Annotated in this window: 14 protein-coding genes and 1 riboswitch; of the genes, 4 read left to right on the top strand and 10 right to left on the bottom strand. The window is 63.8% G+C overall.

The features are described from left to right. Window positions 1-2: 2 nt before the first annotated feature. Window positions 3-1,091: a biotin synthase BioB gene (bioB, locus tag ACMV18_RS07750; protein WP_420817357.1), complete on the bottom strand. Its 1,089-nt coding sequence runs from the start codon at window positions 1,089-1,091 to the stop codon at window positions 3-5. 139 nt (window positions 1,092-1,230) lie between these two features. Here bioB and ACMV18_RS07745 point away from each other — a divergent pair, with 139 nt between their 5' ends. Next, the gene (locus ACMV18_RS07745; RefSeq protein WP_374257537.1) at window positions 1,231-1,701 is read left to right on the top strand and encodes an AtaL-like protein; all 471 of its coding nucleotides are present in this window, start codon (window positions 1,231-1,233) and stop codon (window positions 1,699-1,701) included. Between the two features lie 23 nt (window positions 1,702-1,724). On the opposite strand, the gene ACMV18_RS07740 is transcribed toward ACMV18_RS07745, so the two are convergent. The 9 genes from ACMV18_RS07740 to ACMV18_RS07700 all read right to left on the bottom strand — a co-directional run bounded on the left by ACMV18_RS07740 (window position 1,725) and on the right by ACMV18_RS07700 (window position 12,113). Beyond that, window positions 1,725-3,533 carry a sensor histidine kinase gene (locus ACMV18_RS07740; RefSeq protein ID WP_420817356.1) on the bottom strand — a complete coding sequence of 603 codons (1,809 nt, stop codon included), beginning with the start codon at window positions 3,531-3,533 and terminating at the stop codon, window positions 1,725-1,727. Window positions 3,534-3,618: 85 nt separating this feature from the next. After that, the gene (locus tag ACMV18_RS07735) at window positions 3,619-5,262 is read right to left on the bottom strand and encodes a PfkB family carbohydrate kinase (RefSeq protein WP_420817355.1); all 1,644 of its coding nucleotides are present in this window, start codon (window positions 5,260-5,262) and stop codon (window positions 3,619-3,621) included. Window positions 5,263-5,265: 3 nt separating this feature from the next. Then, window positions 5,266-6,087, bottom strand: a complete 822-nt coding sequence (locus ACMV18_RS07730) for a thiazole synthase (RefSeq protein WP_420817354.1) — start codon at window positions 6,085-6,087, stop codon at window positions 5,266-5,268. Between the two features lie 4 nt (window positions 6,088-6,091). Further along, the gene (gene thiS, locus ACMV18_RS07725; RefSeq protein WP_420817353.1) at window positions 6,092-6,316 is read right to left on the bottom strand and encodes a sulfur carrier protein ThiS; all 225 of its coding nucleotides are present in this window, start codon (window positions 6,314-6,316) and stop codon (window positions 6,092-6,094) included. Then, window positions 6,313-7,404, bottom strand: a complete 1,092-nt coding sequence (locus ACMV18_RS07720; protein ID WP_420817352.1) for an FAD-dependent oxidoreductase — start codon at window positions 7,402-7,404, stop codon at window positions 6,313-6,315. Before ACMV18_RS07720 ends, thiS begins: the two co-directional genes overlap by 4 nt. Window position 7,405: 1 nt before the next feature. Further along, entirely contained in the window at window positions 7,406-9,337 is a 1,932-nt protein-coding gene (thiC, locus tag ACMV18_RS07715) for a phosphomethylpyrimidine synthase ThiC (protein ID WP_420817351.1), read from the bottom strand. 161 nt (window positions 9,338-9,498) lie between these two features. Next, a riboswitch (TPP riboswitch) is annotated at window positions 9,499-9,618 on the bottom strand. A gap of 32 nt (window positions 9,619-9,650) precedes the next feature. Continuing rightward, on the bottom strand, window positions 9,651-9,884 hold the full coding sequence (locus ACMV18_RS07710; RefSeq protein WP_420817350.1) for a hypothetical protein: 234 nt from the start codon (window positions 9,882-9,884) through the stop codon (window positions 9,651-9,653). 9 nt (window positions 9,885-9,893) lie between these two features. Next, the gene (feoB, locus tag ACMV18_RS07705) at window positions 9,894-11,783 is read right to left on the bottom strand and encodes a ferrous iron transporter B (protein ID WP_420817349.1); all 1,890 of its coding nucleotides are present in this window, start codon (window positions 11,781-11,783) and stop codon (window positions 9,894-9,896) included. Between the two features lie 51 nt (window positions 11,784-11,834). Further along, window positions 11,835-12,113 carry a FeoA family protein gene (locus ACMV18_RS07700; RefSeq protein ID WP_374257526.1) on the bottom strand — a complete coding sequence of 93 codons (279 nt, stop codon included), beginning with the start codon at window positions 12,111-12,113 and terminating at the stop codon, window positions 11,835-11,837. A 322-nt stretch (window positions 12,114-12,435) separates the two neighbouring features. Here ACMV18_RS07700 and mraZ point away from each other — a divergent pair, with 322 nt between their 5' ends. Genes mraZ through ftsL form a run of 3 tightly spaced genes read left to right on the top strand, consistent with a single transcriptional unit; the run spans window position 12,436 to window position 14,220 of the window. Further along, complete coding sequence (gene mraZ, locus ACMV18_RS07695; RefSeq protein WP_374257524.1) at window positions 12,436-12,873, top strand: division/cell wall cluster transcriptional repressor MraZ; 438 nt, start codon at window positions 12,436-12,438, stop codon at window positions 12,871-12,873. A 4-nt stretch (window positions 12,874-12,877) separates the two neighbouring features. Beyond that, the gene (rsmH, locus tag ACMV18_RS07690; protein ID WP_420817348.1) at window positions 12,878-13,918 is read left to right on the top strand and encodes a 16S rRNA (cytosine(1402)-N(4))-methyltransferase RsmH; all 1,041 of its coding nucleotides are present in this window, start codon (window positions 12,878-12,880) and stop codon (window positions 13,916-13,918) included. Beyond that, window positions 13,918-14,220, top strand: a complete 303-nt coding sequence (ftsL, locus tag ACMV18_RS07685) for a cell division protein FtsL (RefSeq protein ID WP_420817347.1) — start codon at window positions 13,918-13,920, stop codon at window positions 14,218-14,220. The genes rsmH and ftsL overlap by 1 nt, the downstream gene beginning before the upstream one ends. The last annotated feature ends 10 nt before the right edge of the window (window positions 14,221-14,230 follow it).

Genomic DNA, 14,230 nt, shown 5'->3' with positions numbered 1-14,230 from the left:
TTTCAGGGGGCGTCGGCCTTGGCCGTCACGGCCTTGCCGCTGCGCAGTCCCAGCTTGGCCATCAAGGCCTGGTCCTTCTCGAACTCGGGGTTGCCAGTGGTCAGCAGCTTGTCGCCGTAAAAGATCGAGTTGGCGCCTGCCAGGAAGCACATGGCCTGCACGGCTTCGCTCATTTGCTGGCGACCTGCAGACAAGCGCACACGGGCCTTTGGCATGGTGATGCGGGCCACGGCGATCGTGCGCACAAACTCCAATGGATCCAGCTGAGGGGTCTCGGCCAGCGGCGTGCCCGGCACCCGCACCAGATCGTTGATGGGGACCGATTCCGGGTAGGTGGGCAGGTTGGCCAATTGCGCGATCAAGCCCGCACGGCCTTCACGCGTTTCACCCATCCCGATGATGCCGCCGCTGCACACCTTGATGTTGGCGTTGCGGACGTGGCCCAGCGTGTCGAGGCGGTCTTGCAGATCCCGCGTGGTGATGATGTCGCCGTACAGCTCGGGCGCGGTGTCGAGGTTGTGGTTGTAGTAATCCAGTCCCGCATCTTTCAGTGCCGAGGCTTGACTGTCGGTCAGCATGCCCAGGGTGCAGCAGGCTTCCAGCCCTTCGGCCTTGATCACGCCGATCAGCTCGGCCACCTTTTCGATGTCGCGGTCTTTCGGGGCACGCCAAGCTGCTCCCATGCAGAAGCGACTGGCGCCGGCATCGCGCGCAGCCACCACGGCTTCACGCACTTGCTCGGGCGACATCAGTTTGCTGGCTTCCACACCCGTGTCATACGACGCCGACTGAGGGCAGTAGCCGCAGTCTTCCGGGCACCCGCCCGTCTTGACGGACAACAGCGTCGCGTGTTCGATTTCGTTGGGGTCCCAGTGCTCACGGTGCACTTGCTGAGCCTGCCACAGCAAATCGTTGAAGGGCAGGTTGAACAACGCCAGCACTGCGGCGCGAGGCCAGCGGCCGTTCAGGAAGTCCGGGTCTGTGCAATCCCCTCCGCAGCCATGGCTGTTGAGAACGGATTTCTTGGGCACGAGCTGAATGGGCTTGGCAGCCTGATCAGCAGCAGGAACAGAAGTCGTGCACTGGGACATGAGCGAGGTCCGCGCCTGAACGCGGCTGGTGTTAAAACAGGAACGGGTGCCAGTGTAGCCCTCTTGTCGGGTGACATGCTTGACGTCAAAAGAAGCTGTTTGACGCATGCTGGTATTGCGTCAGGTTTAAGCTTGCGCCATGCGCTTTGAACACCTGATTGAAATCAATTCTCCGGCGAGCAACCTGCAAATGGTGACGCCCACCTTGACCCGATCCCAGCTCTGGCGGGGCTTGATGGCCCGCGCGCTGACGCCTCAGCGCTTTCCCATGGGGCCCGAGTCCTGCGAGTGGCAGGAAACCGAGCCCGGTGTGTACCGGCGCAAGCAGGTTTTTGGCCCGCATCAGTTGGTGGATGAGGTCGTGGTCACGCCAGAAACGGAACTGGTCTTCACGCCTGAGGCCCATGGCGACACGGCCCCCATTCGGCTGACCATGCGCATTGAAGAGCCGCAGGCGGGCCAGATGGTGCTGCGTTTTGTGTATGAGGCTTTGGCTGCGCAAACCGCGGAAGAAGCCTATTACAACGACTATCGTCACAACGCCTGGCTGCACAACGACCGCGACATGGTGCGGACCTTGCGGCAATGGCTGCTGGAAGACGGCCTCTGAGTGAGGCCGATCCACTGAAGGCATCAGGCGGCGCGCAGTCGCACCGTGAATTTGCTGCCCACGCCGGGTGAGCTTTCCAGGGCCACGCTGCCTTGCATGCGTTCGACCAGTTGTTTGACGATGTAAAGACCCAGGCCGGTGCCTTCTGCATGTCCTGCGGCCGAGGCAATGCGCTTGAACGGCTGAAAGAGCGTTCGCGCATCCTCGGCACTCATGCCAATGCCGTTGTCGGCGATGTCGATCACCACCTCCCCGCCATCTGTGTGCGCATCGATCGTCACATGGCCGCCGGGGCGGTTGTACTTGCACGCATTGCTCAACAGATTGACCAGCACCTGTCGCAGTCGCTGGCTGTCGATCGTGGCCAGCAGCGGGTGTGCGGCATCGGTGCGGTCCAGCAGGATGACCTGATGCTGTCGCCTGGCTGCGTCCACCATCGGGATGCAGGCTTTGATGATGCCGATCACGTCGGCCGACGCCAGATGCATGGGGATCTCGCCTGATTCGACCTTGCTGAGGTCCATCACATCCTCAATCAGGGCCAGCAGTTGCTTGCCTGCCGACAAAATCCATTCAATTTGCTGATGCTGTGCCTGCGACAGGCCTTGATCGACGTCCATATCCAGCAGTTGTGCAAAGCCCAAGATGGCGTTGAGCGGGGTGCGCAACTCATGGCTCAGTCTGGACAAGAATTCGCGCTGCGCTTGCGCGACGTGCTCGGCAGCCTCGCGCTTCATGGCCTGCTCTGCCTGCCGCAAGGCGTCGGTGACATCGCGCAGAACGCCCACGAGTGCGTCGCCATGGCCCTGCTGGCCATGAACCACCCGGCCGGTGGCTTCCAGGGTCCGAATCTGTCCGTCCGGGTGTCGGACGCGGTACTGAATCTGATAGTTTCTGTTGCGTTCCCCCGCCTGATCGGTCGCTTGCCGCGTGGCCTCCACATCGTCGGGCAGGATCATGGCGCGCACCTGTTCGCGCGTCACCGTCAGGGGGCTGTCCGCCAGGCCATGCATGCTGGATGCCAGCGCATCAAACTCGATGGTGCCGCGGTCTTTGTCCAGCTTGTAGAGGCCCAACCGGGCCGCAGAGGAGGCTAACTCCCAGTGTTGCTGTACCGTGCCCAAGGTTTGATCATGCTGGCGCTGCTTGCGCAACGAGCGGCGAATCTGTCGCAGGCTGACCCATGCCAACCATCCGGCCATCAGCGCAATGCCCGCGACCAAGGTGTTGGCGATGCGGTTTGACCACTGTGACCACAGCCGGTCGAGCGCATGGCTGCTCTCGTTCATGCGCTGATCGATCTGCTCCAGTCGCAAGAGTGCGGCCGCAATCTGATCGGAAGGCAGGGCTTGCAACCGGGCACTTTCGGTGGTCAGCGCTTCGACTTGCTTGTCGATTCGGTCCCAGTGCGCTTGGGCCAAGTCAGGCACCCAATCGGACCCCAGCCAGGCATAGGGCCACAGCAGAATGTCCACTTCGTCGTGCGGCCAGCCAGCTTCGTGTAGTGCCTTCCGGGCCAGGCTTTGCTTGTCTGGCTGCTGGCTTAGCAGCCAGCCGCGGGTTTCTCGCTCCAGGGCCAGGCGTTTGAGCGCACTTTGCGCGGCGACCCAGTCCACATCCTGGCGGCTGACCGCAAAGGCTTTGAGGTCATGCACGGCTTGTGTGCGCAGCACACTCAGGCGCGCTTGCGTGGCTTCGTAGGTGAAGCTGGTCCGCAGCAACTGAACGGCCAGCACGGCAATCGCCGTTGCCGTGGCCACGACGAGCAGCGGCAAGCCTAACAAGGACAAGTAGATGCGCCAGTTGGCGCGAAAGCCGATCGTCGAGGTCATGCGAGAGGTGACAAGAACGCGAACATTTAATCAGGAATCGAACGGCTCGTGCAGGACTGGCGCGGCGAAGTTCGTCGGATATCGCTCAAATTCCCGAATGCGGCAAAACAGGGTGTGGCAACGGTGGGATTGGCATGGGCGACAAAGCCAAGCCGGCTTGCCAGGCCGTGCGCAGGGCCTGCACGGCCTGGCGCATGGCGGAGGACGTGTTCCCCAGCCCGCGAACGATGCAGGCGGCGGCAGGGCGACTGCGCGCCACATCCTGAACGTCATCAGGCGTCAGCAGCCCGCCAATGGCCACCACAGGGGCCGGGCTGTGGGCGACCCACCAACTCAGATTGTCCAGACCTTGTGGGCGCCACGGCATGTCTTTGGTGGTTGTGGGGTGAACCGGGCCGCAAGCGATGACGCTGGCCCCGCAACCGGCCGCACGTGCCAGCTCCCACAAGCTGTGGGAGCTCAATCCCAGTGTGATGGCGTGACGTGCCGACAGCAATTGCGCGTGATCGTCTGCTGTGAGTGAGAGCAAGTCCTCCTGCCCCAAATGCAGCCCCCATCCTGACATGTGCTCGCGGGCCATCCCGACCTCCCGCGCGTCTTGCCAATGGTCATTGATGAAGAGCTGAACGTCTTGTTGCCGAACGGCCTGCAACGCTGCGGCGATGTGAGCCCGCGCCCCCTCGTGCGACTTGTGCCGCAGCTGTACGCATTGCAAGCCGGCATGGACAGCATGCTGCACCTGATCGCTGTCCGGCACGATGCCATAGAGCCCGTTGCCGGGTGGCACGAAGGGCGCAAACGCGCGCATGCCGTGGGAGAGAGCCCAGGGGGGATCTTCTGCCAGCCCCAGCCAGGGCAGTGGGGCACCGCCTGCCCGGGGTGATCGGGCAAAGCCTGCGCGTGCGATGACTGGGCCGGGGCCGCTGCCCGCCACGCGTGCGTTTTGCAAGGCGTCTCGCGTCAGCATATTGGCCAGCACCACCGCATCGGCTTCGACATGGCCCAGCGCCAGTGCACTGGCTACGCCGCTGGCAAAGGTGCAGCCTGTGCCGTGGGTGTGTTGGGTTGGCATGCGGGGCGTCACCATCCAGCCTGACGCGTGGGGCGTGTCCAGCCAGTCCCTGCAATGTGGGCCGGCATCGGCCGCATCGCCACCCGTGATCACCACGCTACGTGGCCCCATGGCTTTGAGTCGTCGTGCCAATGCGGGCAACGCGTCATCGCGCCCCGCGTGTGTGTGCGGCATCCCGAGCAGGACGCGCGCTTCGGCTCGATTGGGGGTAATCACCGTGGCCCGGGGGAGCAGCAGGTCGCGGTAGGCCTGAACCAGGGCGTCGTCTGCAAACGAGGCCCCGCCTGCAGAGGCACCCAGCACCGGATCGATCACCAGTCCCAGCTGCCGGTGTGGGTCGACGCCTGCCGGTGCCTGTGCGCGCCAGCGATCCACCCATGCGGCCACCTGTTCGATGGCATGTACGCTGCCCAACAGGCCAGTCTTGATCACCGATGGAGGCAAGTCTTGCGAGAGCGCTTCCAGTTGTACCGCCAGCACCTCGGGTGGCGTGGGGCTCACGGCCTGAACCCCAAGTGAGTTTTGCGCCGTGGTGGCCGCGATCACCGGGCAGCCATGCACGCCCAGTGCATCGGCGGCGCGCAGATCGGCACTCAGGCCTGCGCCGCCTGCGCTGTCGTGTCCGGCAATGCACCAGATCAAGGGTGAGCGTGACATGACTCAATCCAGCAAAAAAGGCTGGCCGCTGACCGGCGTGGTGGCCACGGCGACGTCGCTGCTGGCCATCAACCCGGCCAAATGTCCCTCTCGCCCGCCTTCAATGGCCTGTTTGAAGGCGCGAGCCATGCGGACCGGGGCGCCAGACTGCGAGACGGCCGAGTTCAGCAGAACCGCGTCCATGCCCAATTCCATGGCCGCCGCCGCGTGAGAGGGAGCCCCCAATCCAGCGTCCACGATGAGGGTCACGCCCGGCAGGCGCGCACGCAGGGTGCGCAGCGCCCAGGGGTTCATCAAGCCCATGCCGGACCCGATGGGGGCCCCCCATGGCATCAGGACCTTGCAGCCGGCATCCAGCAGCCTGCGGGCGGTGACCAGATCGTCGGTGCAATAAGGCAGCACTTCAAAGCCTGAACGCACCAACTGTGTGGCCGCCTGCACCAGCTCGAACGGATCCGGCTGCAGGGTCTGCTCGTCGCCCACGACCTCCAGCTTGATCCAATTCGTGTTGAGCAACTCTCTTGCCATGTGCGCCAGGGTCACGGCCTCGTGAGCGCTGCGGCAGCCTGCGGTATTGGGGAGCAGGTGCGCGCTGTGATCCCGCGCCGCATCGCGAATGATTTGCACGAAACCGTTGTCTCCCGCGCCCGGCACGCCCAGCGTGCGCTTGAGGCCGAGTGTGAGCACTTCGCTGCCAGAGGCCTGAATGGCCTGCCGCAAGCTCTCGGGGGATGGGTAGCCAGCCGTGCCCAGCAGGAATCGGCTGCGCAAGAAGGTGTCACCAATGTGCCAGGTGTCGATGGGGGTGTCTGTGGGGTGAGTCATGTCATCAACCGCCGGTGATGGGTGTGAAGCACAGCACGGCATCGCCGTCTTGAAGGATGTGTTGGGCGCGTGCGTGTCGGGGGACGAAGGTGCCGTTCACGGCCGTGGCGACTTGATCTGGTGTCAATGGCTTGAGGCTCAAAATATGATGCAGCGCATCCTGCAGAGAGGTCTGATCTGGCAGTGACATCGGGCCCAGGTCGGTGTGGATGGTGATGTTCGGGGTCATGCGATCAGTGCCTCCATGTGGGCGAGGGCTTGGTCGACCAGGGCCGGCGCGAGGAGCCAGCCGTGCCGATAAAGTCCGTTGATGCGTGTCAGGCCGCTTTCGACGTGCACCAGCGGGCGGTTGTCGGGCAATGCTGGTCGAAGGTTGCTGTCCAGCTTCAGGATGCGAGCCTCGGCCAGTGCGGGCGCGATGCTGTGTGCGGCCGCCAGCAATTCAACCGTGCTGCGCAGTGACGGCGGTGAGCGGTCTTCACTCTCGATTTCACTGGCGCCCACGATGACCAGATCGCCCGGTCGTGGCACCAGGTACACACGGTAGCGAGGGTGCAGCAGGCGGACAGGGCGATGCAGCACCATCCCCGGCGCATGCAACCAGATGACTTCGCCTCGGACGCCCCGAACGGGCAGGTCGGGACGCGCACCTGCGCCCCGCACATCCACGACCCAATCGAACCGCAGGGTCTCTGACACGTTCTCCCCGGGGCGCTGCACGCACAGCTCACCGGGGCGGACCGCTGTGACCCGGTGACCCCAATGCCAGTGGGCGGAGGTCGCACTGGACTGCAATCGCTTGAGTGTCCCTACCGTACAGATCGCGCCTTCGCCGGGCAGTAGCCAGGCGTGCAGGGGGCCACTGCTGCCGTGCAGACTGGGTTCCAGTTCGTGCAGGGATGGGGCATCCAGTCGCTGAGGCTGATGTGGCCAGGGGCGAGCACCCGACTCGATGCGATCCAGCACTCGGCGAGCTGCGCCCCCATCGCTGCCGTGGGCCACCAACAAGCTACCGGCACGCGCGAAGTGCAAGGGCGCTTCGTGTGGTGTCGACAGTGTGCTCACGATCTGTTGCCAGCGTTCAATGGCGGCCCAGCCCAGCTCGGCCACATCGGGGTCTGAGGCGTCCAGCTCAGCCAGAGGGCTGAGCATGCCCGCAGCGGTGAAGCCAGCAGCCCCCTGGCCATCAAAGCTGGGTGAGGGGGTGGTCGCCGGGTCGAACACGCTGACCTGATGCCCCTGGCGGGACAGTTGCCAGGTCAGCAGGCGTCCCAGCAAGCCAGCACCCGCCACGCCAATGCGCAAGGGCTTCGCCATGTCACACCTCGGTGGCGGGGTGAGCGGGCTGGATCGGGATGTACAACTCGCCTCCTACCTGCTTGAACTCTGCGGACTTGTGTGCCAAGCCATGTGTCAGCGCATCGCCCTCCGCCATCCCTTGTGCCGCAGCGAAGTCCCGTACTTCCTGCGTGATCTTCATCGAGCAGAACTTGGGGCCGCACATCGAGCAGAAATGCGCCACCTTGGCGGCATCCTTGGGCAGGGTCTCGTCGTGGAAGTCCCTGGCTGTGTCCGGGTCCAGGCCGAGGTTGAACTGGTCTTGCCAGCGGAATTCAAATCGGGCTTGCGACAGCGCATCGTCGCGCGCCCGAGCGCCCGGGTGACCCTTGGCAATGTCCGCCGCATGCGCGGCAATCTTGTAAGCGATCAGGCCTTGTTTGACGTCTTCGCGGTTGGGCAAGCCCAGGTGCTCCTTGGGGGTCACGTAGCAAAGCATGGCCGTGCCCATCCAGCCGATCATGGCCGCCCCAATGGCCGAGGCGATGTGGTCGTAGCCGGGCGCCACGTCAATGGTCAGCGGGCCCAGGGTGTAAAACGGCGCCTCATGACAGTGCTGGAGTTGCTCGGTCATGTTGGCCTGGATCAGGTGCATGGGCACGTGGCCCGGACCTTCGATGATGGTTTGCACATCGTGCTGCCAGGCAATCTGAGTCAGCTCACCCAGTGTCTTCAGTTCGGCGAACTGCGCTTCATCGTTGGCATCACTGAGTGAGCCTGGGCGCAAACCGTCCCCCAGCGAGAAGGTCACGTCATACGCCTTCATGATCTCGCAGATTTCTTCGAAGTGCGTGAACAGGAAGTTTTCCTGGTGGTGAGCCATGCACCACTTGGCCAGGATGGAGCCCCCGCGCGAGACGATGCCGGTGCGCCGCTGGGCCGTCATCGGGATGAAGGGCAGGCGCACGCCGGCGTGGATGGTGAAGTAGTCCACCCCTTGTTCGGCTTGTTCGATCAGCGTGTCGCGGAAGATGGCCCAGGTGAGGTCTTCGGCCACGCCGCCCACTTTTTCCAGCGCTTGGTAGATGGGTACGGTGCCAATCGGCACAGGGCTGTTGCGCACAATCCAGTCACGCGTGGTGTGGATGTGCTTGCCGGTCGACAGGTCCATCACGGTATCGGCCCCCCAGCGGATCGACCACACCAGCTTTTCGACCTCTTCCTCGATCGAGGATGTGACCGCCGAGTTGCCGATGTTGGCGTTGATCTTCACCAGGAAGTTGCGCCCGATGATCATGGGCTCCAGTTCCGTGTGGTTGATGTTGGCGGGGATCACGGCGCGGCCACGGGCCACTTCCTCGCGCACGAATTCGGGCGTGATCTCGCGCGGGATGCGTGCGCCCATCGGGTTGCCGCGCAGGCGGTCCTCGCGCTCGGTGTTCTGGTCGTAGCGGCAGCGCCAGTCTTCCGCCTGGTCCAGTCGGCGCTGGTTTTCGCGCAGGGCCACGAACTCCATTTCGGGGGTGATGATGCCGCGCCGCGCGTAATGCATCTGGGTCACGTTGTGACCGGTCTGCGCGCGACGGGGTGCACGCTGCAGACCTGCGGCCGCCTGGCGCAACGCGCTCATGTGCGCATCGTGTCGCTCACCGGCCTTCAGGCCATCGTCCACGGCTTGCACCGCACGACCGTCATACGCTTCGGTGTCGCGGCGAGCCAGCACGGCGGCTTCGCGCACGGCGGGCAAGCCCCGGGTCACGTCAATCTGAACAGCGGGATCGGTGTACGGGCCCGAGCAGTCGTACAGTGTGACGCGCTCGCCATTGGTCAGTGACACCTCCCGCATCGGGACGCGCACGCCCTCATGCGAGCCCGAGACGTAGACCTTGCGAGAAGCCGGCAAGGGCTCGCGGGTCAGGCGGGTGAGTTCATCGAGCGTGTGAGGGGCGACGATGGGATCGGGGGCGTTCATGGGCGACTCTCCTGGCAGCAGGTGTGACAAAGACACGTGCTCCGAGGAGTGCCCACGGAAGGTGGCGCGCGACCGAAACGATGGCGGGGACAGGGGGCCTGCAAGCGGCATGGGCACAGCACGCTTGAAGGGCTGTACCCGCCAGCGCGTCACGAACGGACTTCCAGCAGGACGGCTCTTCTTTCGCCGGTATGAACCGGATCAAGTTCAACGGGTTCGGACCTCAGTCCATCTCAGCGCCTGAGCAAGCAAGCTTGCACGGCACACCCCGGAGCGAGGCGCAGTTTATACGCAAGTGGGCGGTGCCCGCAACTCAGCGCGGACGGCGCACCACGTTCACACGGTGGTCTTTGCGCCCGGCCGCCGCACTGCCGCAGCCGCCGCAGCCACTGCCGCACGAGCTGGCCTGCGCCGGCGAGGCGCCACAGCCGGCCGCCGGCTGACCCGCCACGAGCGAGCGCAACATCGGCCACCATTTGCGCACCAGAAAAACCAGCGCACCCATCACCAGCAGCGCTGTGAGAACGGTTTGGGCATCGATGCGCATGGGGCCTCCTCAGCGAAGCAGGTAGGTCGACAGGTGGAACACCGCCCACGAAGCCAGGTAGGCCAGCGTGAACAGGTAGCTCACCATGATGAGCGGCGTGCGCCAGCCATTGGTTTCGCGCTTGACCACGATCAGTGTGGGCAGGCACTGTGGTGCGTACACATACCAGGTCATCAGGGACAGGGCGGTGGGCAGCGTCCAGGCCTGGCTCACCACGGCTTGCAGGGCCGTGCTCAATTCGTCACCGGTCTGCGACATCGAGTACACCGTGCCCAATGCGGCCACGGCCACTTCGCGCGCCGCCATGCCCGGCACCAGCGCAATGCAGATCTGCCAGGTGAAGCCAATGGGCGCGAAGATCACTTCCAGCGCGCGCCCCAGCATGCCGGCAAAACTGTAATAGATGGCCGGTTGCGTGGCGTTGTCGGGGGCGCCGGGGAAGTTCGACAGCACCCACAGCACCACCATCAGCGACAGGATGGTGGTCCCGGTGCGGGTCACGAACACCTTGGCACGCTCCCACAAGCCCAGCACCAGGTTGCGCAGGTGAGGCCAGTGGTAGTCGGGCAATTCCATCAGCAGCGGCTGGGCGCCACCTTGCTTCATCACACGCTTGAGCACCAGCGCCACGATCATGGCCGAGACGATGCCGCTCATGTACAGCGCAAACAGCACCAGACCTTGCAGGTTGAAGATGCCCGCCACGGTGCGATCCGGGATGAAGGCCGCGATCAACAGGGCGTACACCGGCAGGCGGGCCGAGCACGTCATCAGCGGTGCAATCAGGATGGTGACCAGGCGGTCGCGCGGTTGCGAGATGGTGCGCGTGGCCATGATGCCGGGAATGGCGCAGGCAAAGCTCGACAGCAGTGGGATGAAGGCGCGGCCCGACAGGCCGACGCTGCCCATCACTCGATCCAGCAGGAAGGCGGCACGGGGCAGGTAGCCCGAGTCTTCCAGTGCGAGGATGAAGCCAAACAGGATCAGGATCTGTGGCAGGAAGACCAGCACGCTGCCGGCCCCGCCAATCACCCCCTCGACCAGCAGGCCGCGCAGCGGGCCGTCGGCCATGTGGGTCTTGACCAGATCCCCCAGCGCGCCCATGCCTTCGTCGATCTGGTCCATGGGGGTCGAAGCCCAACTGAACACGGCTTGGAAGACCAGGAACATCAGTGTTGCCAGGATCAACGGCCCCATGACCGGGTGCAAGGCGTAGCGGTCCAGGCGGGCTGTCAGGCTCGGCGCATGAGACGGCATGACCACGCAGGCGGCCAGCAACTCGCCCACGCGGCGGTGCGTGTCTTCCACAGGGGTTTGCGCAATGCGCTCCATGGGCCGCGCGCCTTCGGGGGCGGGCAGCTTGGGCCAGTCCAGTTGATCCAGTTGGGTCAGCAGGGCTTGCTCACCGCCCGCGCGCACGGCCACGGCTTCCACCACGGGAATGCCCAATTCAGTTTGTAGGCGGGGCACATCGATGTGGATGCCGCGTTTGGTGGCCTGGTCCATCATGTTGATGACCAGCACCATGGGCACGTTCAGCGTCTGCAACTCCAGCACCATGCGCAGGTTCAGGCGCAGGTTGGTGGCGTCCACCACGCACACCAGGCCGACAGGCGGCGCTTCACCGGCGCGCACCCCGGCGATCACATCTCGGGTGATGGCTTCGTCGGGGGTGGCAGCCAGCAGGCTGTAAGCACCCGGCAAGTCCAGCACTCGCCAGGACTGGCCGGCAGGTGACACAAACTGGCCTTCCTTGCGCTCCACCGTGACGCCGGCGTAATTCCCCACCTTTTGCTTGGAGCCCGTCAGACGGTTGAACAGGGCGGTCTTGCCGCAGTTGGGGTTGCCGACCAGTGCGATCAGCGGGGTAGTGGACACATGAGGTGTCGTGGCCGCCATGAACGCACTCCTGCAGACGACAAGACAGAAAAGACAGTGGTGTGATCCCGATCAGGCGGGCACAACCTCAATCAAAGACGATTCCAGCTTGCGCATGGCAAAGGTGCTGGTCCCTACGCGCACAGCCAGGGGGCCATGACCGTGGAAAACGCGTCGCAACACTTGCACGCGCTCGCCGGGCACGAAGCCCAACTCCATCAGGCGGCGCTTCAGCGCGCCACCGTCGTGATGGCTGCCGCGAACCTCTCGGATCGTGGCGTGCGTGCGCACCGGTAACTGATCCAGCGTGGTGGCGGGTTGACCGTCTGGGTGGTGGCGTTGCGTTTTCATGCGCACGATTTTAAGTCCGAATGCGAACTATTCGCAATGACTTTCGATTGAGATTGATCCACCTCACACACAGTGGTGTGCTGCGCGATGCGGTGGAAGGTTCGCGTGCTTGGGAATTACCCCATTCAGATGGGGGTGGTTCCTCATTTTTCACTTTCGGACCTCCTTGCATGTCGTTGATTTGTAAGGACTTTTTTTTGAGATTTTTGCCACCAAATGGCGGCTAAGTCATTGATTTCATTGAACTTTTTTTTACTTTTGCCTTGTTTGGGTGTCGTTCATCGGGTAAAGTGGGATTTAGTGCAGATTCGTGGGGTTTTGTGTGACTCTCGTCTTTCAGGGTTCATCAGCGCTGTCGCTGGACGCAAAGGGGCGTATGGCCGTCCCTGCGCGTCATCGCGACGCGTTGCAGGCTCTGTGCGGGGGGCAAATCACCATCACCAAGAACCCAGCGGGCTGCCTGATGGTCTTTCCTCGTCCAGCTTGGGAGTCCTTCCGCGACAAGGTCATGGCCTTGCCCATGTCGGCCGCAGGTTGGAAGCGCATCTTTTTGGGGAATGCGCAGGATGTCGAGATCGACAGCGCGGCCCGTGTGCTGGTGGCGCCCGAGTTGCGTGCCGCGGCAGGCCTCTCCAAAGAGGTGATGCTGCTGGGCATGGGGACGCACTTCGAGTTGTGGGATGCGCAGCGTTACGCCGCGCACGAGGCGGAGGTCATGGCGCAACCCATGCCTGATGCATTGCAAGACTTCACTTTCTAACGCGATGCAACAGGCTCCAACCCCTTGGCAGCATCAAACCGTTCTGCTGCACGAGGCAGTCGATGGTTTGTGGGATGCCGCCACCGGTCCGCGCCCTGCTGTGGTGTATGTGTATGCGACCTTTTGGCGCGGTGGTCATTCGCGGCTGATCTTGTCTCAGTTGGGGCCGCAGGCCCGCTTGCTGGCGCTGGATCGCGACCCAGAGGCCATTGCGCACGCCACCACGGGTGAGTCGGCCATTCAGGATCCTCGCTTCACCATCGTGCATGCCCCGTTTTCGTCATGGGGTGACGTGGTGGCTCAGCAGGGCTTGGGTGCGGTGGATGGCTTGCTGATGGACATCGGCGTGTCGTCTCCCCAGATCGACAACCCTGCGCGGGGCTTCAGTTTCCGTTTTGATGCGCCACTCGACATGCGCATGGACACCACGCAAGGTGAAAGTGCGGCAGATTTTCTGGCGCGCGCGTCCGTGGACGAAATCACAGAGGTCATTCGCACTTATGGAGAAGAACGGTTTGCTTGGCCCATTGCAAAGGCGCTTGTCGCTCGCCGCGATGAGGGCCAGCCTGTGCGCACCACCGGGGAGCTCTCAGCGCTCGTGGCTCGTTCGGTCAAAACCCGTGAAATCGGGCAAGACCCCGCTACCCGTACCTTCCAGGCTCTTCGGATTCACGTCAATCGTGAACTCGGTGAACTTGAGGACGCGCTGGATGCTGCACTGAAGATGCTGGCGCCCGGCGGGCGTCTGGCCGTGATCAGCTTCCACTCGCTGGAAGATCGCATCGTCAAAACCTTCATCGCCAAACACAGCCGTGACGAGGTTGATCGTCGCGTGCCATTTGCCCAGCCCAAGCCTCTGCTGTTGCGCTCGATCGCGCGTGTCAAGCCGTCTGAAGCCGAAGTGGCGGGCAATCCGCGCTCGCGCTCGGCCGTGTTGCGCATTGCGGAGCGCACGGATGTGCCGTGGTCGCCTGAATTGGCGCAGTCCGACGTGGCGTCCTCGCGCACCAAGGGCGGTCGCTCCGGCAAGGGAGGGCGTCGGTGATGGGGCGCTTGAACTTGATCCTTGCTGCGGTGGTGTTGTTGAGCTGCTTCTGGCTGATTCGCAGCAGTTATGAGGCCCGCTCGCTTTTTGTGGAGCTCGACAAGGCTCAGTCGCACGCGCATGAGCTGCAGATCGACTACGAGCGCCTGCAAGTCGAGAAGCGCGCGCAGGCCACGTCCCTGCGCGTTGAAAAGCTTGCGCGCGAGAAGCTGCACATGTTCAGCCACAACCCTTCGGTGACGCACTATGTGGTGGCGGCATCGGGCGCGGCACTGCCCGCGTCGCAGGGAGGGCAGCCATGAGTCGCCTGGG

The organism is Aquabacterium sp. (assembly GCF_048860245.1).
Taxonomy (GTDB): domain Bacteria; phylum Pseudomonadota; class Gammaproteobacteria; order Burkholderiales; family Burkholderiaceae_C; genus Aquabacterium.
Note: the sequence above shows the minus strand (reverse complement) of the source record. Positions and strands in the feature narration are given on the sequence as shown.